General features: G+C 52.9%; 19 protein-coding genes. 11 read left to right on the top strand and 8 right to left on the bottom strand.

The window, feature by feature from the left end:
- Nucleotides 1-17: 17 nt before the first annotated feature.
- The 10 genes from xdhA to J0X12_RS10990 all read left to right on the top strand — a co-directional run bounded on the left by xdhA (nt 18) and on the right by J0X12_RS10990 (nt 13,181).
- Nucleotides 18-1,484, top strand: a complete 1,467-nt coding sequence (xdhA, locus tag J0X12_RS11035; RefSeq protein ID WP_207045615.1) for a xanthine dehydrogenase small subunit — start codon at nt 18-20, stop codon at nt 1,482-1,484.
- Nucleotides 1,477-3,831, top strand: a complete 2,355-nt coding sequence (xdhB, locus tag J0X12_RS11030) for a xanthine dehydrogenase molybdopterin binding subunit (RefSeq protein ID WP_207045614.1) — start codon at nt 1,477-1,479, stop codon at nt 3,829-3,831. The genes xdhA and xdhB overlap by 8 nt, the downstream gene beginning before the upstream one ends.
- Nucleotides 3,828-4,889 (top strand): xanthine dehydrogenase accessory protein XdhC, encoded by a 1,062-nt coding sequence (gene xdhC / locus J0X12_RS11025; protein ID WP_207045612.1) that lies wholly within the window; start codon nt 3,828-3,830, stop codon nt 4,887-4,889. The genes xdhB and xdhC overlap by 4 nt, the downstream gene beginning before the upstream one ends.
- A gap of 78 nt (nt 4,890-4,967) precedes the next feature.
- On the top strand, nt 4,968-6,521 hold the full coding sequence (locus tag J0X12_RS11020; RefSeq protein WP_207045610.1) for an ABC transporter ATP-binding protein: 1,554 nt from the start codon (nt 4,968-4,970) through the stop codon (nt 6,519-6,521).
- Nucleotides 6,511-7,590, top strand: coding sequence for an ABC transporter permease (locus tag J0X12_RS11015; protein WP_207045608.1), 1,080 nt, complete (start codon nt 6,511-6,513; stop codon nt 7,588-7,590). Before J0X12_RS11020 ends, J0X12_RS11015 begins: the two co-directional genes overlap by 11 nt.
- Nucleotides 7,587-8,516 carry an ABC transporter permease gene (locus tag J0X12_RS11010; RefSeq protein ID WP_207045606.1) on the top strand — a complete coding sequence of 310 codons (930 nt, stop codon included), beginning with the start codon at nt 7,587-7,589 and terminating at the stop codon, nt 8,514-8,516. The genes J0X12_RS11015 and J0X12_RS11010 overlap by 4 nt, the downstream gene beginning before the upstream one ends.
- A gap of 34 nt (nt 8,517-8,550) precedes the next feature.
- A complete protein-coding gene (locus J0X12_RS11005; protein ID WP_237688103.1) occupies nt 8,551-9,627 on the top strand; it encodes a BMP family ABC transporter substrate-binding protein in 1,077 nt (358 codons plus the stop codon).
- 86 nt (nt 9,628-9,713) lie between these two features.
- Nucleotides 9,714-10,721, top strand: coding sequence for an adenosine deaminase (locus tag J0X12_RS11000; RefSeq protein WP_207045605.1), 1,008 nt, complete (start codon nt 9,714-9,716; stop codon nt 10,719-10,721).
- Nucleotides 10,722-10,724: 3 nt separating this feature from the next.
- Nucleotides 10,725-11,972 (top strand): cysteine desulfurase family protein, encoded by a 1,248-nt coding sequence (locus J0X12_RS10995; RefSeq protein WP_207045603.1) that lies wholly within the window; start codon nt 10,725-10,727, stop codon nt 11,970-11,972.
- 9 nt (nt 11,973-11,981) lie between these two features.
- Nucleotides 11,982-13,181 carry a urate hydroxylase PuuD gene (locus J0X12_RS10990; RefSeq protein ID WP_207045601.1) on the top strand — a complete coding sequence of 400 codons (1,200 nt, stop codon included), beginning with the start codon at nt 11,982-11,984 and terminating at the stop codon, nt 13,179-13,181.
- Here the strand turns inward: J0X12_RS10990 and J0X12_RS10985 are convergent.
- From J0X12_RS10985 to J0X12_RS10970, 4 genes are all read right to left on the bottom strand, one after another.
- Nucleotides 13,178-14,014, bottom strand: coding sequence for a GNAT family N-acetyltransferase (locus J0X12_RS10985; RefSeq protein WP_207045599.1), 837 nt, complete (start codon nt 14,012-14,014; stop codon nt 13,178-13,180). The genes J0X12_RS10990 and J0X12_RS10985 overlap by 4 nt on opposite strands.
- Before the next feature lie 124 nt (nt 14,015-14,138).
- Entirely contained in the window at nt 14,139-15,356 is a 1,218-nt protein-coding gene (locus J0X12_RS10980; RefSeq protein WP_207045597.1) for a serine hydrolase, read from the bottom strand.
- 32 nt (nt 15,357-15,388) lie between these two features.
- Nucleotides 15,389-16,234, bottom strand: coding sequence for a fumarylacetoacetate hydrolase family protein (locus J0X12_RS10975; RefSeq protein WP_207045595.1), 846 nt, complete (start codon nt 16,232-16,234; stop codon nt 15,389-15,391).
- 29 nt (nt 16,235-16,263) lie between these two features.
- Nucleotides 16,264-17,268 (bottom strand): zinc-dependent alcohol dehydrogenase family protein, encoded by a 1,005-nt coding sequence (locus tag J0X12_RS10970; protein WP_207045593.1) that lies wholly within the window; start codon nt 17,266-17,268, stop codon nt 16,264-16,266.
- Between the two features lie 133 nt (nt 17,269-17,401).
- On the opposite strand from J0X12_RS10970, the gene J0X12_RS10965 reads away from it, so the two are divergent.
- Nucleotides 17,402-18,181 carry a sulfite exporter TauE/SafE family protein gene (locus J0X12_RS10965; RefSeq protein WP_207045591.1) on the top strand — a complete coding sequence of 260 codons (780 nt, stop codon included), beginning with the start codon at nt 17,402-17,404 and terminating at the stop codon, nt 18,179-18,181.
- 4 nt (nt 18,182-18,185) lie between these two features.
- Here J0X12_RS10965 and J0X12_RS10960 read toward each other — a convergent pair whose 3' ends face one another.
- The 4 genes from J0X12_RS10960 to acs all read right to left on the bottom strand — a co-directional run bounded on the left by J0X12_RS10960 (nt 18,186) and on the right by acs (nt 23,765).
- The gene (locus J0X12_RS10960) at nt 18,186-20,936 is read right to left on the bottom strand and encodes a sensor histidine kinase (RefSeq protein ID WP_207045589.1); all 2,751 of its coding nucleotides are present in this window, start codon (nt 20,934-20,936) and stop codon (nt 18,186-18,188) included.
- Entirely contained in the window at nt 20,936-21,205 is a 270-nt protein-coding gene (locus tag J0X12_RS10955) for a hypothetical protein (RefSeq protein WP_207045587.1), read from the bottom strand. The genes J0X12_RS10960 and J0X12_RS10955 overlap by 1 nt, the downstream gene beginning before the upstream one ends.
- 45 nt (nt 21,206-21,250) lie before the next feature.
- Nucleotides 21,251-21,640, bottom strand: a complete 390-nt coding sequence (locus J0X12_RS10950) for a response regulator transcription factor (protein WP_207045585.1) — start codon at nt 21,638-21,640, stop codon at nt 21,251-21,253.
- A gap of 184 nt (nt 21,641-21,824) precedes the next feature.
- On the bottom strand, nt 21,825-23,765 hold the full coding sequence (gene acs / locus J0X12_RS10945) for an acetate--CoA ligase (protein ID WP_207045583.1): 1,941 nt from the start codon (nt 23,763-23,765) through the stop codon (nt 21,825-21,827).
- Nucleotides 23,766-23,872 lie beyond the last annotated feature (107 nt).

Genomic DNA, 23,872 nt, shown 5'->3' with positions numbered 1-23,872 from the left:
ACGATCGGACGTTCCTTATGCGCCAGAAGATCAAATACATTCACAAGGGTGAAATTGTCACGTTGGAGAATATTGACCCGACGATGACAGTACTGAACTATCTTCGCTATAACCAGGCGCTGACTGGCACTAAAGAGGGATGCGCCGAAGGCGATTGCGGGGCCTGTACCGTCGTACTTGGGGAGTTGGTGGAAGGAAAACTCCGCTATCAGGCCGTCAATGCCTGCATCCAGTTCCTGCCCACCCTCGATGGCAAGGAACTTATCACCGTCGAGGACCTGAAGGCAAAAGACGGCACCCTGCATCCTGTACAACAGGCCATGGTTGAGGCCAATGGTACGCAATGCGGCTTTTGCACCCCGGGTTTCGTTATGTCGCTGTTTGCAGAAATGCACTCCAACCCGAAAGTCGATAGACTACATATCAACGATGTTTTGGCGGGAAACCTGTGTCGCTGCACAGGATACGGAACAATCGTCGAGGCAGCGATAACGGTTGCTCAATCCAACGCCAAGGACAAGTTTCATGCAACAGAAGCGAACACGATCGCCCTGCTCGCGGCCCTCGAGAAGGAAGCCGGACTTCAACTGACGTGGCAAGATCGCACCTATTTTGCGCCGAAAACAACCGATGAACTGGTCGAGATTCTTGCCCGCTATCCGCAGGCGACGCTTCTGGCTGGGGCCACGGATGTGGGCCTTTGGGTAACAAAACAGCATCGTGATTTAGCGACCGTAATCTACCTCGGGCAAATTCGAGAGCTCAAAACCATCAACACGCAGCAAGGCGGATTAAAAATCGGCGCGGGTGTTACCTATAGCGACGCCTGGGCACCCCTTGCCGAGTTATATCCAGACTTCGGGGAACTGATCCGCCGCATCGCGTCCACACAGATCCGCAACAGCGGCACAATTGGCGGCAATATTGCCAATGGGTCGCCTATTGGTGACACACCGCCTGCGCTGATAGCTCTGGGGGCTCAGCTTCATTTACGCTCAAAAGATGGTCGGCGCGACATACCGCTTGAGAATTTCTTTATCGACTATGGCAAACAGGACCTGAACCCCGGGGAATTTGTTGCCGCTGTTACATTGCCCCTTCCCGAGACGGGCAGCAAATTTGCAACCTATAAAATATCCAAACGCTTCGACCAGGATATTTCAGCGGTTTGTGCCGCCTTTAACCTTACCTTGAAAGGGGATGTCGTCGACGATATCCGCATTTGCTACGGCGGCATGGCGGCCACCCCGAAACGCGCACGCAAAACGGAAGAAGCAATTATCGGACAGGTCTGGGACGAAACGACAATTTCAAACGCAGTGGCCTCCATGACTGAGGATTACCATCCCCTGACGGACATGCGGGCGAGTGAACAGTACAGGATGCTTGCGGCACAGAACCTGCTTCGAAAATTCTATATCGAAACGGTCACGCCGGATATTGCGACGCGACTGGTTGGTGAAGGAGGGTTGGCCTATGCGTAATCCGCCACTCAGCCGAAACATTATCCGCGGTGCCGTTCATGCTCCCAGACACCATGATAGTGCCGCAAAACAGGTGACGGGAGAAGCGCTCTACATAGATGATATCCCGGAACCAAAGGACCTGCTGCATCTCTATATTGCCCAGAGTGAAAAAGCGCATGCAAGAATTCTGAAACTGGATGTCTCGGCAGTTCGGCAGGCACCCGGCGTTGTCGCCGTTATGACCGCGGAAGATGTGCCCGGCGTCAATGACGCGTCCCCCATTGCCGGTGACGATCCGGTATTTGCAGAAGATATCGTCGAATATGCGGGGCAATCACTTTTTGCCGTTGCCGCCGAAACTATCGATCAGGCCCGGGCAGCCGCCAAATTAGCTGTTATCGACTATGAAGAATTACCGGCAATTGTCACCGTCGAACAGGCGATGGCCGAAAAGTCTTTTGTCCTGCCAACACGGGAAATAAGGCGGGGCGATGCGACGGCGGCGATAAAGGCGGCAAAGCATCGCCTTACGCAGCGGTTCGACATTGGCGGGCAAGATCATTTCTATCTGGAGGGTCATGTCGCCCTTACCCTGCCGGGTGAAGATGAAGATATTTTTGTCTACTCTTCCACCCAGCATCCGACGGAAGTGCAGCACAATGTCGCAAAGTTCCTCGACCTGCCGGATCACGCCGTCACTGTTGAGGTTCGGCGCATGGGCGGCGGTTTCGGCGGCAAAGAGACCCAGGGTGCGTGGTTTGCAGCCATCGCGGGCCTGACGACAAAACTAACCGGCCGGCCTGCGAAACTTCGCCTGGACCGGGACGATGACATGATCATGACCGGCAAGCGGCACGACTTCGTTGTGACCGTTGAAATGGGATTTGATGATAAAGGGCGCGTCAGCGGGGCGGAATTTATCTTTGCCTCCCGCTGCGGTCGATCCGTAGATTTATCCGGCTCCATCAATGACCGGGCTATGTTCCATGCGGACAATTGTTACTATTTCGAGAATGTGACGATTATCTCCCATCGCTGCAAGACTCACACCGTATCCAACACTGCTTTTCGCGGCTTCGGCGGCCCGCAGGGGATGCTGGCTCCAGAGCGTATGATGGACGCCATCGCCTGCTATCTTGGCAAGGACCCAATTGACGTTCGCAAGATCAACCTCTATGGCAAAAAAACCCGCAATGTCACGCCATACCAAATGACTGTCGAAGACAATGTCGCTCCGGAAATTATAGCTGAGCTAGAAAAAAGTTCCGACTACGCGGCGCGCCGGCGCGCTATCCGTACCTTTAACGAGACCAGCCCTTACCTTAAGAAAGGAATTGCCCTCACCCCGGTAAAATTCGGCATCTCCTTTACGGCTACCCATCTTAATCAGGCCGGCGCATTACTTCATGTCTACACGGACGGCAGCGTGATGATTAATCATGGCGGAACGGAAATGGGACAGGGTCTCTATATCAAGGTCGCCCAGGTAGTCGCAGAGGTTCTCCAGATTGATATTGAGCGGGTAAAAATCACCGCGACACGGACGGACAAGGTTCCAAACACATCGGCGACGGCCGCATCTTCAGGCGCGGATATCAACGGCAAAGCGGCAGAAGCTGCCGCTTTAGAGATTAAGGAGCGCCTCTCCCGGTTCGCAGCTGAATATTACGGCGCGAAACTGTCTGATGTTACTTTCCTGCCGAACCGTATCCGTGTCGGAAATCAGGTTATTTCCTTCCGGGACCTAGTGCAGATGGCTTATATGAGCCGGATTTCTCTCTCCGCCACAGGTTACTACCGGACACCGAAAATTCATTATGATGCGGAAACCTTTAGCGGACGTCCCTTCTATTATTTTGCTTATGGCGCCGCTGTTTCTGAAGTGGTGATTGATACCCTTACGGGGGAAAACAAGGTTGTCGCGGTAGATATACTTCACGATACCGGTAAAAGCCTGAACCCGGCAGTTGATCTTGGCCAGATTGAAGGTGGCTATATCCAGGGGATGGGTTGGCTGACGACAGAAGAACTCTATTACGATGATAAGGGCATCCTCAAAACACATGCGCCGTCGACCTATAAAATCCCTGCCTGCAGTGATCGCCCGGCCAAATTCAATATGAAGATTTTTGAACGAGGCGAGAATGTCGAAGAAACCATTTTCCGCTCCAAGGCGGTGGGCGAGCCGCCCCTGATGCTCGCCATCTCAGCCTTTAATGCGATTGCAGACGCGATTTCCAGCATCGCCGACTATCGCCTCTATCCGGAACTGGATGCCCCGGCGACGCCGGAAAAGGTCCTGATGGCCATTCAAAAAATATCAGAAACCGCACGGTCAAACAAACTTACGGAAGCCGCCCAATGAGCAACTGGTCGGAAATACGAGCTGGCTATGAGCCGACTCTCGATGGCCCAGCGGTCCTTGTCACCGTCGGACGGATCAAGGGGTCAACCCCGCGCGACACCGGTTCGAATATGCTGATAACAGCAACCAAATGCATTGGGACCATTGGCGGTGGACGACTTGAATATATTGCTATTGAAAAGGCCCGCGACCTTCTTGGCAGGGAGACCAAGTTTTCGGATATCTATGAGCTGCCGCTCGGGCCTGAGCTCGCGCAATGCTGCGGCGGTTATGTTGAGTTATTACTGAACAAACTTGCCGACGAAACAGCATTATCAATATTTAACCGGTTAATTATTGATAATGAGAATTCTGTTATTTTATCGCACTGGTCATTGTCCGAATGCCGCCAACAAATTGTCCGGGCGAGCGACAGCCTGACCTACCTCGATAAACCGCTTCAAGCGGCAATTGAACGAAGACTCGCCTCACCGGGATCGGAAATCGTTGAAAACAGGAACTCAGTCTACAAGACATTTACTCTCGTCCAGTCCCTTCTGGATACCGAGTTTCATGTCACGATCTTCGGTGCGGGCCACGTTGGACGGGCATTGGCTACAGCGCTTGCGCCCCTTCCCTGCCAGATCACCTGGATTGATTCCCGCGCGTCCGAGTTTCCAGAGAATACTCCAAAAAACGTAGCCATGGTTGTCACAGAGAACAGTGTTAGCGCCATTCCCGACAGCCCAACGGGAAGCTATTTCATCGTTATGACACATAGTCATCAACTCGATCTTGAAATCTGCGAGAAGCTGCTGTCCTCCAGAGATGATGCCGCGTTTATTGGGCTGATCGGCTCAAGAACAAAAAAATCAAAATTTGAAAAGCGGCTGGCGGTAAGAGGCTTCAGCCCTTCCGCAATTTCCAGGATAACCTGCCCAATCGGGCTGCCGGGGCAAGAGGGGAAACGCCCGGCTGAAATCGCGCTTAGTGTTTCAGCGGATATTTTGCGTCGGCACTACCAGAAAAAGGACAGCAAATCTCCCCGCCGCTGGGATGAAGTCCATAACTCAAACTGAAAAAGCTTTACCAGATAGCAACAACAACGGAAGATATGGCAATAGTGAAGGAGAGGGTGCAATTTCGGGGATAGCAAAATGAATGGGAACGAGGGGGGAACTCCGCAACTCGAACTGCGGGGAATAACAAAGGCCTATCCCGGTTGCCTTGCCAACGATCATATCGATCTTAAAATCATGCCGGGCGAAATTCACGCACTACTCGGTGAGAATGGCGCGGGGAAAAGCACGCTTGTTAAAACCATCTATGGCGTCCTGCAGGCAGATGAAGGGGAGATTATCTGGGCCGGCTCTCCTGTAACCATTCCAAACCCTCATACCGCCCGGAAAATTGGTATTGGGATGGTCTTTCAGCATTTTTCCCTATTCGAGGCAATGACAGTCACCGAAAATATCGCACTTGGCATGTCCGGCCGCCAGGACATGAAGATCCTGGAGCGGGATATTATCGAAGTATCCAACAGTTACGGGCTGCCGCTTGAACCGAACCGGCAAGTCCATACGCTCTCCGTCGGTGAGAAACAACGCATTGAGATCGTTCGCTGCCTGTTGCAAAAGCCAAAACTCCTGATCATGGACGAGCCAACGTCAGTCCTCACCCCGCAGGAGGCCGAGAAGATGTTTGAAACGCTCAGGCGACTGTCTGGTGAAGGCGTGTCCATTCTCTACATCAGCCACAAACTCGATGAAATAAAAGAGCTCTGCCATAAGGCGACCATCCTGCGCGGCGGTAAATATATCAGTGAATGCGACCCGACCAAGGAGACGGCGAAAAGCCTTGCTGAAATGATGATCGGGACCAACCTGAGGGCACCTGAGCATCATGAAACAGCTAACGGTGGGCCGATCCGGTTAAAAGTCCGGGACCTGTCGATCGACGCGGATGTTGAATTCGGCGTCAATCTCAACGCCATCAACTTCGATGTCCGCAGCGGTGAAATTTTTGGCATCGCAGGCGTTGCGGGTAATGGCCAGATTGAACTTCTCTCCGCCTTGAGTGGGGAGACGATTTGCCGAAACCCGGATACCATTATGCTCGATGGGAAACCAATCGGCCGGCTTGGTCCGAACCCGCGTCGCGATCTCGGGCTCGCGTTTGTTCCTGAAGATAGGCTTGGCCACGGTTCCGTGCCCGAAATGCTTCTGACAGAGAATGCCTTCTTGAGCGGTTATAGCCGTATGGCACTGTTAAACGGCGGCTTTATCAATAATAGTAGCACCGCCGAATATGCGTCAGAGATCGTGAAAGAATTCGATGTACGAACGCCCGGTATACATCATACCGCCAGCAGCCTTTCCGGCGGAAACTTGCAGAAATTTATTGTCGGCCGCGAAGTCCTGCAAAAACCTGGGATATTGATTGTTGCCCACCCGACCTGGGGCGTGGATGCCGGAGCCGCCGCCTTCATTCACCAAACGCTTATCGATCTAGCCGAGGCGGGTGCGGCCGTGCTCGTCGTGAGCCAGGATCTCGATGAACTCTTCGCGATTAGCGACCGTATTGCTGTTATCGCGGAAGGCCGCCTGTCCGTCGGTCGGGAGTTGAACGAGATAACGATAGAAGAAATAGGACTGCTTATGGGAGGCACTCACGGTATGGGTGAAACTGCGGGGGCCGCCGATGTTGCTTAAGATTGAAAAACGGGCTGAGTACTCCAAAACGATGGTCTATTTGACCCCGATCATCGCCCTCGTCCTGACGGTGCTGAGCAGTATAGTCCTGTTTGAATCTCTCGGCGTTAACCCGATTGAGGCGCTGTACCAGTTCTTCATCGCTCCACTCGATACCAAGTACGAATTCTCTGAATTATTCGTAAAGGCCACCCCGCTGATTTTATGTGCTATCGGCCTGTCTGTCGGTTTCCGCGCCAATGTCTGGAATATCGGCGCTGAAGGTCAATTGACGATGGGCGCCATCGTCGGCAGCAGCCTGTTTATCTACTTCCCGGAAACTGACAGCATTTTTCTTTTGCCGGCGATGATAGTTATGGGAGCGTTGGGAGGTGCCGCCTGGGCCGCCATACCGGCATTCTTCAAAACACGATTCAATGCAAATGAAATCCTGACCAGCCTGATGCTGGTCTATGTGGCACTGCTGATACTTTCGTTGCTGATTCACGGCCCGTGGCGGGATCCTGCAGGCTTCAACTTTCCAGAGTCCGAGACTTTCAGCGACAGCGCCAGCATGCCTATACTGATATCAGGCACCAGAATGCATTTTGGCACCCTTATGGCGCTTCTCGCTGTATTCGGCGCTTGGATCATGATGGCACGCACCCTGATTGGTTTTCAAGTCAAGGTCATTGGTGAAGCTCCCCGCGCAGGCGGTTATGCCGGCTTTAGCCGGAAAAAAATCATCTGGTTTACCCTTCTTTTTGCCGGTGCCCTGTCAGGTATCGCCGGCCTTTCCGAAGTCAGCGGCCCAATTGGACAGGTCGTCCCGTCCATATCTCCGGGTTATGGCTTTACGGCAATTATCGTGGCATTTCTCGGGCGTCTTCATCCGGTCGGGATTTTCTTCGCGGGCCTCCTCATGGCCCTCACCTATCTCGGCGGCGAGACCGCACAAATTAACCTTGGTCTGCCGGTTGCTGTAACCGGCGTGTTTCAGGGAATGGTGCTGTTTTTCCTGCTTGCCTGCGATGTCCTCGTCCATTACCGGTTCCGTCTGAATATAGCAAGAAAGGTAACGTCACAATGAGTGGATTTGATTGGGTCGTTCCGATTATCCTCACTGTCATTACGGCGGCGACTCCTCTTGTTTTCGCCGGGATCGGGGAACTTGTGACGGAAAAATCGGGGGTCCTCAACCTCGGGGTTGAGGGGATGATGCTGGTCGGTGCCGTCAGTGGATTTATCACGGCACTCGTAACCGGCAACTATTTCCTCGCCGTCGGTGCGGCGGCTCTGGCCGGCGCAATTATGGCATTTCTTTTCGGGGTGCTCACCCTTTCGCTCATGGCGAACCAGGTCGCAACTGGCCTGGCGCTCACCTTGTTTGGTGTGGGTTTGAGCGCGTTGATGGGGCAGGAATTTGTCGGCGAACCAATTGCCGCCTTGAGCAAGCTCAACATCACGGGCTTGTCCGACCTCCCCTTTATCGGCCCCATCATATTTGGCCAGGACGTCTTGGTGTACCTGTCTTTCGTCATGGTCGCCCTTGTAAGCTGGCTCCTTTACAAAACCAAGGCCGGGCTGATCTTGCGGGCCGTTGGTGATTCTCATGATGCCGCACATTCAATCGGGTATCCGGTTATTGCCATTCGATATCTGGCGGTGATGTTCGGGGGGGCGATGTCGGGCATTGGCGGCGCGTATCTATCACTCGCCTACACGCCGATGTGGGCAGAGAATATGACCGCGGGACGGGGCTGGATCGCCCTTGCCCTGATCGTCTTTGCGACATGGAAACCCGGCCTGGTGCTGGTTGGCGCCTATATGTTTGGCGGCATCACGATTTTGCAGTTGCACGCACAGGCCGCCGGACTTAACGTACCCTCACAAGTCCTTTCGATGCTGCCGTATTTGGCGACAATACTTGTTCTCGTCCTGATATCGAAAGACGAATCCCGCATTCGAAAACATGCGCCGGCTTGCATAGGCAAGATTTTTCATCCGGCGGCGTAAGAGCGAATAATTTCTGTTCAAGAAGGAGAAAGTTATGACACGAAAACAATTCTCAGGCCTCGTCAGTGCAGTCGCATTGGCCGGCGGATTACTTATGGGTGGGACGGCAGCCGCAGAAGATAAAGTCGGATTTATCTATGTCGGTCCGATTGGTGACCATGGCTGGACATACCGCCATGAACTTGGCAGACAAGCCGTTCAAAATGAATTCGGCGACAAAGTCAAAACCAGCTATGTCGAGAGCGTCAAGGAATCAAGCAGCGAGCCGGTCATTCGCCAAATGGCTGCAGATGGCTATAAACTGATTTTCACGACTTCTTTTGGCTTCATGAATCCGACCCTCAAAGTCGCCAAACAATTCCCGGATGTGAAGTTCGAGCATGCCACCGGCTATAAGCGAGCCGATAACGTCAGCACATATTCCGCGCGCTTCTATGAAGGACGCTATGTGGTTGGAAAAATCGCCGGCAAAATGACCAAATCCAACGTCATTGGTTATGTCGGTTCCTTCCCCATCCCGGAGGTTGTTCGCGGCATCAACGCCATGACCCTCGCCGCGCGCAGCGTAAACCCGGATGTCACCGTGAAGGTCGCCTGGGTAAACACCTGGTATGACCCAGGCAAGGAAGGCGATGCTGCCAAGGCCCTGATTGACCAGGGTGCGGATATCATCTTGCAGCACACGGACAGCCCGGCACCGCTTCAGGTTGCCGAAAACCGTGGCGTATGGGCTGTCGGCCAGGCGTCAGATATGGCCAAATTTGCTCCTAAGGCACAATTGACGGCGATTATCGATAACTGGGACGGATACTATGTTGCCCGCACCAAAGCCGCACTCGACGGCACCTGGAAATCAGAAGACACTTGGGGTGGCTTGAAGTCCGGCATGGTGGAACTCGCACCTTATAACGAAGCGATCCCCGCTGATGTCATTGCCCTTGCTGAAGAAACCAGAAAAGGTATTGAAGATGGGTCAATCGTACCTTTTGCCGGTCCGTTTAACAAGCAGGACGGATCTGTTGGTGCGAAAGAAGGGGAAGCGCTAGACGATGGAACCCTTCTCGGACTGAACTGGTACGTAGAAGGCGTTGACGGAAAATTACCGAAATAACTTCTGTTAAGAGTCCCGTGTCCCCGCCGAGTTCGGTAATTTCGGCGGGGATATATTTCCACTAGTAGCAGGGAAGTGATACGGCCATGGATGACCTGAAGCGCTTCATTCAAAAAATGCCGAAGGCAGAGCTGCATCTTCATATCGAAGGCAGCCTGGAACCGGAGCTGATGTTTGCGCTCGCCAAACGCAATGACATTGAGATCCCGTTTGCGACTGTGCAGGAAGTTCGCGACGCCTACAGTTTCTCAAACCTGCAGGATTTTCTCGATATCTATTACCAGGGAATGAGTGTTCTGCTGAAAGAGCAGGATTTCTATGATCTGACGTTCGCATACCTGACCAAAATGCAGGAACAAAACGTCATCCATGTTGAGATATTCTTTGATCCGCAAGGTCATACGGACAGAGGCGTCCCCTTCGCAACGGTTATTGACGGCATTACCCGGGCGCTGGATGACGGCCTCGCAAAGTTTGGCATTACGTCAAAACTCATCCTCTGTTTTTTGCGTCATTTAAGTGAAGATGCAGCCTTTGACACCCTTGCTCAAGCGCTTCCCTTCCGCGACAGGATTACGGCGGTCGGCCTTGACTCATCGGAGATGGGGCATCCACCGTCCAAATTCGCCCGGGTGTTTGAAAAAGCAAAGGCCGAAGGGTTCCTTGCCGTCGCCCATGCCGGCGAAGAAGGCCCGCCTGAGTACGTCTACGAAGCCCTTGACCTGCTAAAAGTAGATCGGCTGGACCATGGCAATCGGGCACTTGAAGATACGGCACTGGTGACGCGGCTCGCAGACAGCCAGATTGCGCTTACAGTCTGCCCTCTCTCAAACTACAAGCTTGCTGGCGTGACAGACATGCGGGCTCACCCCATCAAGAAAATGCTGGACCTTGGACTGAAGGCGACCGTCAATTCCGATGATCCCTCCTATTTCGGCGGCTATGTAAACGAGAACTACGACGCCATCATCGAAAGTCTGAGCCTGACGAAAGCTGAAATCCTAAAGCTCGCGCGCAATGGTTTTGAGGCAAGCTTCTGCAGTGAGAAAGAAAAACAGGCCATGATCTCCCGGCTTGAGGCTTATGGGGCCTAGGTCATGGCCAGCCGGACAACAGACCGCCGACAAGTGATGTTTGAAGGCGAGACTCTGACCCTTCCAATCTACCTGGATTATCAGGCCTCCACGCCACTTGATCACCGGATCGAAAAGGTCATGACAGATTGCCTGCAAGATTTCACCGGCAACCCGCATAGCAGCACTCACCGCTTCGGGCATCAGGGCAGGCGCAAGATTGAAGAGGCACAGGACCATGTTGCGGCGTTGATCAATGCGCGACCGCATGAGATTATTTTTACTGCCGGAGCGACAGAAGCGAACAATCTCGCGCTTCTCGGTATCGCCAGAGCCCGGACTGGGCCGCGCCATATTATTTCAGGTCAAACGGAACATGAATCTGTCCTTCAACCGCTTGACCATCTCGCCGCGCAGGAGAATGTCACGGTAACATTGCAGCCGGTCGACAAAAACGGGCTGATCAACCTTGATGATCTAATGTCCGCCATACGACCGGAAACGATCCTGATTTCCATTATGGCGGCCAATAACGAAACCGGTGTCTGCCAGAACCTCAGCGCTATCGGCCAAATCTGTAAAGAGCGGCGAATTCTCTTTCATACGGACGCGGTGCAGGCGCTTGCAACTGAGAAAATTGACGTACGCGCAATGAACATATCTCTCCTCAGCCTGTCGGCCCATAAACTATATGGACCGATGGGCATTGGCGCCCTGTATGTGCGGGACGGAACAGAAATCACTCCTCTGCTTCATGGCGGCGCACAACAGCGATCGATCCGACCGGGTACGCTCCCGACGGCTCTTTGCACCGGTTTGGGAGAGGCCTGCCGGTTAATCAGGGAATATCGATCAAATGCGCGGGAGCATTTACAGGGTCTTCGCGCACGGCTCATTCAGCGTCTTGAAGCCGAGTTGGGTAATGCAATTGAGTTAAATGGAGAAGAGGCACCGCATATACCCGGCTGCGTCAGCCTGACATTCAAAGGGATTGAGGCGGAAGATCTTCTGCATGAACTTCCTGATCTCGCGCTTAGTACAGGATCGGCTTGTAGCTCGACGTCCGGTGAGCCCTCCCATGTCCTAAGGGCGATGGGACAAAACTCAATCGATATTGCGGGGACCATTCGGCTCGGGATTGGCCAGCCGACCACGGTAGCTGAAGTAAACTATGCAGCGGCTCAAATCGTCACCGCATATCGCCGCCTCATCGCCGGCAACGCGATACCCAGCAAACAAGGGAAAACCACCCATCACAACGGGATATCATAGGGGGAGTTGATGGAAATAGAATTGATGGAATGGTTTCAACTCGCTATCCGCTGGATTCATATGATTACCGGTATTGCCTGGATCGGGGCCTCCTTTTACTTTGTCTGGCTGGACATGAACCTTACGCCACCGGAAAAGGACGGATATAAGGACAAGGCAGGTGTCGGCGGCGAGCTTTGGGCGGTGCATGGCGGCGGGTTTTATGAAGTACAGAAGTACCGACTGGCGCCCCCTGAAATCCCGGAGAGACTTCATTGGTTCAAATATGAAGCTTACTTTACTTGGATCAGCGGCTTTATCCTGCTGACAATCCTCTATTACTTCGGCGCAGACATTTATCTCATCGACAGGAATATTGCCGATATTTCCACCGATGCGGCAATCCTGATTGGCGTGGGTTCCATCGCGGGCGGCTGGATCATCTATGATCAGCTCTGCAAGTCCCCCTTGATCAACAACCAGATGATCTTCGGTCTGGTCCTGTTTGCCCTGCTCACCTTCGCGGCCTATGGACTATCCCAGGTTTTCAGCGGCCGCGGCGCCTATATCCATGTCGGCGCGATCATGGGGACAATCATGGTGGCGAATGTCCTGATAATCATCATTCCGGGACAGGTTGCCCTTGTCACTGCCGCAAAAAAGGGAGAGGCCCCCGATCCTGTTTATGGTCTCCGGGCGAAGCAAAGATCCCTACACAACAATTATTTCACCCTGCCGGTCCTGTTTATCATGATCAGCAACCACTACCCGATGACCTATGGGAGCTCATATGGCTGGTTGTTGCTCGCAGGAATCTCTCTGGTCGGAGTATTGGTCAGGCATTATTTCAACATGAAAAACCAGGGCAAGGCGAAGCAGGGCTTTATCCTGCTCCCCATCGCCTTTGTACTTTTTTTCGCCATTGCCTATGCAGCGGCGCCAAAGCCGGAAAGCGTGCCAACCGAAAAGATATCTTTCTCTGCGGTAGAAACCATTATTCATGAACGCTGTACCAGTTGCCATGCGGCCAAGCCGGCAAACAAGGATTTCGAAAGCCCGCCGAAAGGTGTCCGGCTGGAAACAGCTGCGCAAATCGCGCGCGAGAAGACCCGGATCAAACAGCAAACCGTCGATACGAAAACCATGCCGCTCGGCAATCTCACCCAGATGACAGATGAGGAACGCAAGCTTATTGGCTGGTGGATTGCACAGGGTGCCTCGACGGATTAGGAATAGATTTGAACCGGATTTCCCGTTGCAACGGAGGCTAGCGGTTTTTCACTCTCCCGTCTGTCACGTGAGAAATGGCGGATATATTTGCTTGTTACATTCTCGGTTTCCACAATCACACATACATCAATTGTATTGAATTCATGGTCGATGACCGCGCCGTCTCCGATATACCCACCTAGGCGGAGATATCCCTTCAAAAGGGGCGGCAACTCACGCTGGGCAAGCTCGATATCAACTTCCTTGCGCTTCATCATCTTCATCGGGATATAATGTTCTTCCAGCGCACGGGGGCGAAGATGCCCCGGCGCCTTGTGGAAATGATGCAGATAGGAAAGGACCCGCGCCTGTTCCTTCAAATCCGTGCCGTGAATACTGCCACAACCGAACATTATCTGAACATTGTGAAGATGGATATAACTTGCAATTCCGCGCCATAAAAGCTGCATCGCACCACGCCGGCGATAGGCCGCATCGATGCAGGACCGGCCCAGTTCCATGATCTCGCCGGGAAAGAGCGTCAGGTTGCAAAGGTCAAATTCAGACTCTGAATAGAAACCACCCTTTTTCTTTGCAACACTGCTGCGGAGGAAGCGATAGGTTCCGACGACATAAGGGGCACCCTCGGTTCCTTTCTCAAGATCGATCACGAGCAAATGATCGCAAAACTCATCGAACCGGTCCATGTCCCGCGATTGTTCCCGGCAGAGAACTGACGGTTTAGCGCCCATTTCCTCGTAGAAAATGCGATAACGTAAAGCCTGGGCTGCGTCCAGGTCAGCCGCATTGCGGGCCAACCGAAGCTCCAGATTATTAAATCGTAACGGTTCCAAGACAAACTCCTAAACACTCTTTCGAGAAATTAAGGAGAACATCTCAAATGTTTGTTGCGACTAAATGGCCAATTAGTGACGCTAATTTTGCATTTTTATTTCAGATTTGCGACATCGGACGCGCCTAATCCACCATTGCCTGATAGACCAGAGACCGTAGTTCTTTTCGCAATGGATAATGGCTGCTCGGTATGAACTGGGTAAGGAACAAAACTGTCATATCTTCCATCGGATCGACCCAGAATACAGTACTCGCCATGCCGCCCCAGCCAAAATCCCCAGGTGATCCCATCATCTGCGACAAGGGCGGATCCATCATCACCCAACCGCCAAGCCCAAAGCCGACGCCTACAAATGATACCTCCGAGAAAACCGCCTGGCCATATTGGGCGAGGTCGCCATCGAGATGATTTTCCATCATGAAATCAACTGTACGGGGCCCTAATAGCTGTCCACCGTCGTAGGCGCCACGGCAGCGGAGCATCTCCGCGAATTTAAGATAATCCGAGGCGGTCGAGATCAACCCACCGCCGCCGGAATAACAGGCGACGTTCTCTTTACGAAATGCACTTTTCCCGGCCGGATCCATCACCATGAGGGCGCCTGTCTCGTCCGCACCGTAGGCAGTGGCATAACGGTTGATCTTCTCTTTTGGAATCCCGAAATCCGTATCGACCATGCCAAGCGGTGAGAAAATATTGTCATGGAAGTATGATTTCAGGTCCTGTCCCGAAATAATCTCCACCAGGCGACCGACGACGTCGGTTGACACGCCATAATTCCAGCGCGTCCCGGGGTTGAACTGAAGGGGCATCTCCGCCAATTTCTCGATCTGGCTTTCCAGGCTTCCTCGTGTCGGGCCAAAATCCATCTTGCTGGCGTCGTAATGCTTACCGAGGACGCCTTCATTGAACCCATATGTCATGCCAGACATATGGGTCAGCAGGTTGTGAACGGTTATCTTGGCCTTCGCCGGTTCAGTATCCTCAATGCTGCGTGCCTGTGGCCTGAGTACCTGCATGTTCTTGAAAGCCGGAATAAACTCTTCCAGCGGATCGTCCAGATGAAACAGCCCCTTTTCGTACAACATCATCAGGGCCACTGACGTGATTGGCTTGGTCATCGAGTAGAACCGCGCCATGGTGTCATTCTTCCAGGGGAGGCCGCTTTCTCGATCCGCCTGCCCAATTGACTGGTGATAGGCAATTTTACCACTGCGGGCTATCAGCGTTTGAGTCCCCGCGAGCTTCCCACCGTCCACGTAACGCTTCATCCAATCGGTGATATACTCAAGACGCTTGGGATCAAATCCAAGACTTTCGGGTTGATGAACGGGTTTCACGATAAGCGTTCCTTTTCCAGAGTTCCGATGATTTAAGCCTGAATGGTTTTCTGCAGCTGTGTGCCCAGCCCCTCTACACCCAGCTTCATTTCCTGCCCCGGCTTGAGGAATATCGGATTTGGCTTTTGCCCCATGCCAACGCCAGGTGGTGTGCCTGTGGAAATGACATCACCAACATTCAACGTCATGAATTGGCTCAGATAGGAAATAATCTTTGCGACGCTGAAGATCATGGTCGCTGTACTGCCATCCTGTCGGCGGACGCCATCGACATCCAGCCAAAGATTAAGCGCCTGCGGATCCGGCACTTCATCGCGTGTTACCAGCCATGGACCGAGAGGGCCGAAGGTATCGTGGCTCTTTCCCTTCGTCCACTGACCACCGCGCTCTGATTGAAATTCACGCTCGGAGACATCATTGGCCACGCAATATCCCGCGACATGATCGAGGGCCTCCTCCTCCGTCACATATTTGGCGCGCTTGCCGATGACGACCGCAAGTTCAACCTCCCAATCCGTTTTTTTCGAACCGCGCGGAATCTCAACATCATCATTGGGACCGCAAACGGCCGATGTCGCCTTCATGAAAAGAATGGGCTCCTTCGGCACGGGCTGGCCGGCCTCAGCCGCGTGATCTGAGTAGTTAAGGCCAATACAGGCGAATTTTCCGATACTCCCGACGCATGGACCAATTCGCGGGGTTCCCACGACTGTCGGCAGCGTATTCAAGTCCAGACCTTTTAATTTAGCCAGCCCCTCATCAGTGAGAACGTCGCCGGAAATATCGGGGATTATTCCGGACAGGTCCCGGATGTTGCCTTGCTCGTCAAGGATACCGGGCTTCTCCGCGCCAAATTCACCAAATCTTACTAACTTCATAATTTTCTCCTGTTGCGTTCTATGCGCACTTAAATGGTAACTACGATCTTTCCGAAATGGCCGGCCTTTTCCATCATCCGATATGCCTCTTTCGCATCTTTGAATTCAACCGAGGCGTCAATGACAGGGTGAATTTTATTTTGTACTAAAGCCGCGTTCATTCGCTCGAACATATCACGGGGACCGACATATATCCCCTGAAGAGTGATGGATTTCCGCATTATGGACGTCGGGTCCATCTGACCGCCCGTCAACACGCCAACCAGTGAAATGCGCCCGCCGACACGCGCCGACGCAACGGATTTTTCAAGCGTTCCCGCGCCGCCAACCTCAACCACCAGATCAACGCCCTGGCCGTCGGTTGCCTCCATTACCTTCTCTTCCCAGTTCGGGTGATTTCGATAGTTAATCAGCACATCGGCCCCAAGTGATTGCGCCCGAGCGAGTTTCTCGTCACTGCTGGAGGTCAGAATGGTCCGGATACCGGAGGCATTGGCAATCTGTTGCGCGAAAATGGAGACCCCGCCCGTGCCCAGAAGGAGGGCTGTTTGCCCTGCCCGCGCCTTTCCGCCATCGATCAGGCAATGCCAAGCCGTAAGACCAGCGCAGGGCAATGTCGCCGCTTCCTCAAAGGATAGATGGGCTGGCACATGAAGCGCGCCCCATTCCTTTAGCAGCGCATATTCGCACAACAGCCCATCAATCGGGCCGCCCAGCGCACTTGGCATTACACCGTCATGGATCGATCCGCTAAGCCAGTTCTGGAAAAAAGTTCCGACGACCCGATCGCCTGCCGCGAAAGCTGTCACACCCGGCCCGACCTCTTCAACAATGCCCGCGCCGTCAGAATTTGGAATTCTCTGTCCCTTGATCCCCCGCGCACCGGCGTTTTTTATGGTCGCAAGGTCGCGGTAGTTGATGGAGTTTGCCTTCAGGCGTACCAGGATTTCTCCAGGGCCGGGTTTCGGGACATCCCGCTCGATCATTTGCAGGCCGTCGATTCCGCCGTCTCCGCTTATTACCCAAACTTTCAAGATTTTTCTCCGAACTAGAGGTTATATCGTCGACAATGCAACAAAGTGGTTGGCGGCGATGCGTTTTTATGGTCCTTAGTTTTCTGAAACTGTCAGGATTGATTTCCACCCTGACTGGATTTTTTTGTTTTGAATGCGGCCCCTAGCCATGATCACCCAATATCTTCCTGAATTCAATCTTTTCCATCTGCTTGTCGTCTGCATTGCCTTTGCACTTGGGGGATTTGTTAAGGGCATTTCCGCATTTGGCCTGCCAACTATCGCGGTGCCTATTATCGTCTTTTTTATGTCCTTGCCTGCGGCGGTTGCCATAATGACGTTGCCAATGGTTATCACCAATTTTGTTCAGATGATCGTGTCAGGTCATATCAAGACATCGATCGCACGGCACTGGCGACTGCTGCTGGGATTGTTTATTGGATTACCGATCGGCGTGTTCATGCTCTCTACTGTCGACACGAAGTATCTTCTTATCGCGGTTGGCAGTTTCCTGATCCTAATTTCAGGGCTGGAATATTTTGGCGTTTCCTTCTCCTTTCTGGGATCGCACGAGAGAATTTCTGGCCCAACGGTTGGTCTCGCAGCCGGTATAATCGGGGGCATAACAACGCTTTTTGGGACGTTGCCGGTCTTTTTCTTTATTGCGCTTGGCCTGGAGAAGGAAAAGTTCATCGCGGCGGTCAGCGTCATGCTATTTGGTGGCAGCATTTTCCTGTTGCTCAGCCTGCAAAGCATGAATTTTCTAAAACCCACGGAAATTGCCTACAGCCTCATCGGCCTGGGGCCACTCTTCGCCGGGATGTGGGCGGGAACCAAGGTACGTCACCTGATTGATCAGAAAACCTTTAAGAAAATTGTTCTGGGCCTGGTTTGCCTAATCGGCTTTATCATGATCTACAGGGCCAATACATGAGTTTCTATTCGGCAGAGAGCCTCATATCCTGACGATCGGCGCGAGGGACGGTGAAGGCAAAGACAGCTCCGCCCTCATGCTTGTTCGTGACCCAAATATGACCGCCCAAGAACGAAACAATCTCCCGGCAAATGGCAAGGCCGAGCCCTGATCCTTGCGGTTTGTCTTCATCGCGTCCAATCGACTGATGGAACTTTTCGAAAATATGCTCCATCATATTCTCCGCAATTCCTTTTCCGTTATCGGCAACACTCACCTTCAACATATCGTCTCCTGCGGATACCGAGAGGTCGATATGACCATTTTCCTTGTCACAGAACTTAATGGCGTTTGAAACGAGATTAATGACCACCTGGATAAGTTGGTCGCGATCCGCCCGCACCAATGGTAAATCCTCGGGAATTCGCGTTTCCACCTCGACTTCATTTTCCTTGATCAGACCGGCAAGCGTTGCCATTGCCTCGCGTATTGTGGCCGCGATATCGACTGTGTCCAGCGACCAGTCCATCTGTCCGGCTTCCATGCGGGCGAGATCAAGGAGCTGGTCAATTAGCCGGGTCAGGCGTGAGCTTTCCTTGATAATGACATTCAGAAACCGTTCTCGTTCCTCCGGTGATACCTCTGGATTATCTATCAATATTTCGCCAAATGCGCGAAGTGACGTCAGGGGGGTCCGGAGTTCGTGACTCACCATGGAGAGAAAGTGATCCTTCAAGGAATCAAGCTCTTTCAGTCGCTCGTTGGCGTTACGGAGCTGGGCCGTCGCCCGCTCCAGTTCTGCTGATTTCTGCTCTAGCCGATGGCTGTATTCAATAACCTGACTGGTTTCATCAAGAATACGATACACCTCTTCGAGTCCAACGATCTCACCTTTCACTACAGAGCCTACCATCACCCGGGCCGTTGCGGAGCCGATGGCGCCGGCCAGCATTTTCTCCGCAAAGTCGAGCAAGGCGGCATCAGCGGAATGACTTTTACGTAAATTAATGTCCCGCTCAGCTGCGAAATCCGCGAATGCCTGTGCCGCCCGCTGCACCCCGACAAATCGACCCACGAGTTGCTGCAAGTCCGCGACCGTCGCAGAACCACGCCAGTAACGGCTGTCGCGCTCATCATCTGTATGCCCGAAAACATCGACAAACAACGTTCCCTGAATTCGTTCAATCGCGGTTTGGTGAGACACCAGGGAGACGATCCAGTATGCCCCGATGTTAAAAAACATGCTCCAGAACAAGGCATGGGTCAGACGATCAAACCCTTCCATACCGAAAAGCGCATAGGGCTTTAAAAGTGAAATGCTATAAGGTCCCTGTTCTATAAAGCTAATTGGAAGCCATCCTGACTGGGCAAACGACGGGAGCAGCAATGTGTATAGCCAGACGATAAAACCAAGTGCGAGACCGGTCATTGCCCCCCGATAGGATGCCCCTTTCCAGAAAATGCCGCCTATGATGGCTGGCGCGAACTGTGCCGCCGCCGCAAAGGAGACAAGGCCTATGGTAACGAGAGAGTATGACTCACTCGCGATCAGATAATAAACATAACCAAGGATCAGAATGAGAAGAATACTAACCCGCCGGATGGTGAGCAGTAACCCGGTCAGGTCATCATTCTTGTTGATATTGAGGCCACGCCAGCGCAATAGCAGCGGCATGATAAGGTCATTGCACACCATCGTCGCCAGTGCGATCGAGGCGACGATGACCATTGACGTTGCCGCTGACAATCCGCCAATGAAGGCGATGAGCGCCAAAAACGCCTGGTCATGAAAAAGCGGCACGGTCAGCATAAACATATCCGCATCGGCCGAGGCGCCGCCAAACGACAATCGACCTGCGAGCGCGATTGGTAAGACAAATATATTAATGACCAGCAGATAGAGTGGAAACAACCAGGTTGCCTTGCGGAGAAATGATTCATCCGGATTCTCCACGGCTGTCATATAAAACTGCCGGGGCAGACAGATGATTGCCGCCATGGATAGCACGGTCATTGTCATCCACACACTGTAGTCATTATCCTTGGAAACCGTGAAAAGCGAATCCAGCCCCCTATCCGCGGCCGTTGAGAAAAGGTCTGCGAATCCGTTGTAAAGACCAAAGGTGACGAAGAATCCGACAGCCAGAAAAGTGACCAGCTTGACCACGGATTCAAAGGCGATTGCAGCGACCAGCCCCTCATGATGTTCGCTTGCGTCGATATGGCGTGTCCCGAAAAGAATAGCAAAAAGCGCAAGCGCAATAGCCACGATCAGCGTTGTATCGATGAAGAAGATGGCTTCGTTCGGGGCATGCAAAATTGCCGTTTCCGAAGAGCTGACGAGGATTCTAAAGCTGGTTGCGATGGATTTTAGCTGAAGCGAAATATAGGGCATAGTGCCGACCACAGCGATGATCGTTACCAAACCGCCCAATTTCGCCTGCTTGCCGTAACGTGAGGCGATAAAATCCGCAATCGACGTTATCCGATGCACCTTACAAATACGGATAATCTTAACCCAGACGACAGACCAGAGGACAAAAACCAGCGTCGGACCAAGATATATCGGCAGGAATCCAAGCCCTTCCGTGGCGGCAAGCCCGACACTGCCGTAAAATGTCCAGGAAGTACAATAAACGCCGATCGATAAGGTATAGATAAAGGGGTTTCTGGTTAGCTGGCGTCCCTTCGCAGACTGAAGGTCGACAAATTGGGCGATGGCGAAAAGGAGCCCCAGATAGAGAATGGAAACAGTGAGGACCAATCCGCCAGACATTACTGTTTTCCCCGGCCGGGGTCAGTCGAGCTGGGCCCTCCCCTTTCCGCTTCTGGCGGTCCGATCGCCTTCTCGGGTCCCCGCCTTGCGCCCAACGCCGTCATGGCGATTGCGAAAGCCCAGACTCCAAACACGAACAGATAGCTGAGAGGGATGCCAAATACACGGATAGAGCTATCAAACAGGGCAATAACCGGCGGCAGGAGGGCGACAAGACAGGCGACGAACAGAAGAACTGACCATTCCTTTTTTCGCCCTGTCCTTATCATCCAACCTCACCCGTCAAATGGTCAAAACCCGAACTTCAGATTTACTTAGCGTGCTAATGACGTGTTCGCCGGTGCCACAATTTCCTTCACCATCTTGCCAAGGGCACGCGTGGAAAAAGGCTTTGTAACAAATTCATCCGCGCCGAGCGCGACCGCTCTTTCCTTGTCTGCTTCCCGGCTTTTTGCCGACAGCATGATAATTTTTACATTCGCACAGGCCGCATTCGCTCTGATGGCTTCACAAACCGCAAAACCGTCCTGCTTGGGCAGCATAATATCCAATATCACCAGATCGGGCACATAGTCCTCAACGGCCCGCAGTGCCTGTTCCCCATCGCGCGCCACCCGCACAGTAAACCCGGCTTGCCTCAAAATAAATTGTAAAGACAGTACGATATTCGGCTCGTCTTCCACCACAAGCACTGTATGAGTCATGCTCCCGTTTGCTCCCTAGATGATCTCGAGAACGTATATAGGCTGACGACATTACCCGGCTCCTTATGAAGCTCTTCTGTGTCGGCACCCTCATTCTTCGGTTCCCTGCTGAACAATATTACTCCATTTATTAGGATATTGTCATTGGTCAATCTCGCAGGAACAGGCGGACAGGTTTGCTGCGTTACTTGTTCATCCTGTTTTCGATCAGTTCTTCAACTACCGCGGGCTCTGCCAATGTTGACGTGTCGCCGAGACTGGCATAGTCATTCTCGGCCACTTTACGCAAGATACGTCGCATGATCTTGCCCGAGCGAGTTTTAGGAAGGCCGGGGGCCCACTGAATCAGATCCGGTGTGGCAATGGGACCAATTTCATTACGGACCCACTTGACCAATTCGGCGCGCAATTCCTCTGACGGGGCAACCCCTGCGGTCAAGGTGACATAGGCATATATCCCCTGCCCCTTGATATCATGTGGATATCCTACAACGGCCGCTTCCGCCACCAGTTCATGTGCAACAAGCGCGCTCTCAACCTCGGCCGTCCCCATCCGGTGACCGGAGACATTAATCACGTCGTCAACGCGACCTGTAATCCAATAGTAACCGTCTTCATCCCGTCTCGCCCCATCACCACTAAAATAGAGACCGGAGAAATTGCTGAAATAGGTCTGAACAAAGCGTTCATGGTCGCCATACACTGTTCGCATTTGTCCGGGCCAGCTATCCTTGATACACAGCATACCTTCGCAGGGCCCCTCCAGAACAGCGCCCTCGGTATCGACCATTACGGGTTCTATTCCAAAGAATGGAAGTGTGGCGGAGCCTGGCTTCAAGTCCATAGCGCCTGGCAGCGGCGAGATCAGAATACCGCCTGTCTCCGTCTGCCACCAGGTATCGACGATCGGGCAGCGCCCCTCCCCAACGACATCATAATACCAACGCCAGGCTTCCGGATTAATTGGCTCACCGACAGACCCCAGCAACCGCAGCGATTTGCGGGATGTCTTCTTGACCGGTTCATCACCGTCACGCATTAAGGCGCGGATCGCTGTCGGCGCCGTATAGAAAATATTGACGTTGTGTTTGTCGCATACCTCCCAGAAGCGGGAGACCGTCGGATAGTTCGGCACCCCTTCAAACATCAAGGTCGTTGCGCCATTCGCAAGGGGTCCGTAAATGATATAGCTATGACCTGTTACCCAGCCGACATCGGCTGTACACCAGTAAATATCGCCATCGTGGTAGTCAAACACGTACCGGTGAGTCATGGCCGCGTAGACGATATAGCCACCCGTTGTGTGCAACACGCCCTTCGGCTGGCCAGTAGACCCGGAGGTATACAGAATAAAAAGTGGATCTTCCGCGTTCATTTCCTCGGGCGGGCAAACGGCATCGACCTTGTCCATTGCCTCGTGGTACCAGACGTCTCGGCCGTCGACCCAGTTAATAGTCCCGCCAGTGCGCTTGACAACAATACATGTCGTGCAGTCGGGGCAATCCGCCAGCGCCGCATCCGTATTGGCCTTGAGGGGTATCGGCCGCCCTCCGCGAACTCCTTCATCCGCGGTAATCACGCAATTCGATTTGCAATCCCTAATTCGACCGGCCAGAGCATCTGGGGAAAATCCGCCGAACACGATCGAATGAATGGCACCGATGCGTGTACAGGCGAGCATGGCAACCGCGGCCTCGACGATCATCGGCATATACAGGGTCACGCGGTCCCCTTTTTTGATGCCTTGAGCCTTGAGCACATTGGCAAACTTGCATACCTCGGCATGCAATTCGCGATACGTCAGGGTTTTATCGTCATTTGGATCGTCCCCCTCCCAGATAATGGCGGGACTATCGCCACGCGTTTCAAGGTGACGATCAAGACAGTTGTAGCTGACGTTCAAGGTCCCGTCATAAAACCATTTGATATGCAGGTCGTCCTTTGCAAAGGAAACATCTTTCACTTTGGTGTAGGGTTTAATCCAGTCAATCCGCTTTCCATGCTCGCCCCAGAAAGCATCGGGATCTTCAACCGACGCACGGTACATCGCCTGATAACTCGTCTTATCGGCCCAAGCTGTCTTTGCAAGTTCCTGAGGTACGGGATATAGATCCTTTGCTGACATCCTACTAAGTCCTTTCACCCAACATACAGTTTTTTCAATGTTTAATTTTCGGCAGTATGTGACAGGATATTTATGCGTTCGTCTCCATCTAAATACAACCTAAATGT

The organism is Sneathiella sedimenti (assembly GCF_017313765.1).
Lineage (GTDB): Bacteria > Pseudomonadota > Alphaproteobacteria > Sneathiellales > Sneathiellaceae > Sneathiella > Sneathiella sedimenti.
This window is presented reverse-complemented; position numbering and strand designations above follow the sequence as displayed.

Bases quoted from the DNA above. Each gene is read 5' to 3' on its own strand.
- J0X12_RS11015 (WP_207045608.1), top strand. From the start codon at position 6,511: ATGTTGCTTAAGATTGAAAAACGGGCTGAGTACTCCAAAACGATGGTC.
- xdhB (WP_207045614.1), top strand. From the start codon at position 1,477: ATGCGTAATCCGCCACTCAGCCGAAACATTATCCGCGGTGCCGTTCAT.
- J0X12_RS10950 (WP_207045585.1), bottom strand. From the start codon at position 21,640: ATGACTCATACAGTGCTTGTGGTGGAAGACGAGCCGAATATCGTACTG.
- J0X12_RS10975 (WP_207045595.1), bottom strand. From the start codon at position 16,234: ATGAAGTTAGTAAGATTTGGTGAATTTGGCGCGGAGAAGCCCGGTATC.
- xdhC (WP_207045612.1), top strand. From the start codon at position 3,828: ATGAGCAACTGGTCGGAAATACGAGCTGGCTATGAGCCGACTCTCGAT.
- J0X12_RS10990 (WP_207045601.1), top strand. From the start codon at position 11,982: ATGGAAATAGAATTGATGGAATGGTTTCAACTCGCTATCCGCTGGATT.
- J0X12_RS11020 (WP_207045610.1), top strand. From the start codon at position 4,968: ATGAATGGGAACGAGGGGGGAACTCCGCAACTCGAACTGCGGGGAATA.
- J0X12_RS10995 (WP_207045603.1), top strand. From the start codon at position 10,725: ATGGCCAGCCGGACAACAGACCGCCGACAAGTGATGTTTGAAGGCGAG.
- J0X12_RS11010 (WP_207045606.1), top strand. From the start codon at position 7,587: ATGAGTGGATTTGATTGGGTCGTTCCGATTATCCTCACTGTCATTACG.
- J0X12_RS10960 (WP_207045589.1), bottom strand. From the start codon at position 20,936: ATGTCTGGCGGATTGGTCCTCACTGTTTCCATTCTCTATCTGGGGCTC.
- J0X12_RS11000 (WP_207045605.1), top strand. From the start codon at position 9,714: ATGGATGACCTGAAGCGCTTCATTCAAAAAATGCCGAAGGCAGAGCTG.
- xdhA (WP_207045615.1), top strand. From the start codon at position 18: ATGCGCCAGAAGATCAAATACATTCACAAGGGTGAAATTGTCACGTTG.
- J0X12_RS10965 (WP_207045591.1), top strand. From the start codon at position 17,402: ATGCGGCCCCTAGCCATGATCACCCAATATCTTCCTGAATTCAATCTT.
- J0X12_RS11005 (WP_237688103.1), top strand. From the start codon at position 8,551: ATGACACGAAAACAATTCTCAGGCCTCGTCAGTGCAGTCGCATTGGCC.
- J0X12_RS10955 (WP_207045587.1), bottom strand. From the start codon at position 21,205: ATGATAAGGACAGGGCGAAAAAAGGAATGGTCAGTTCTTCTGTTCGTC.
- acs (WP_207045583.1), bottom strand. From the start codon at position 23,765: ATGTCAGCAAAGGATCTATATCCCGTACCTCAGGAACTTGCAAAGACA.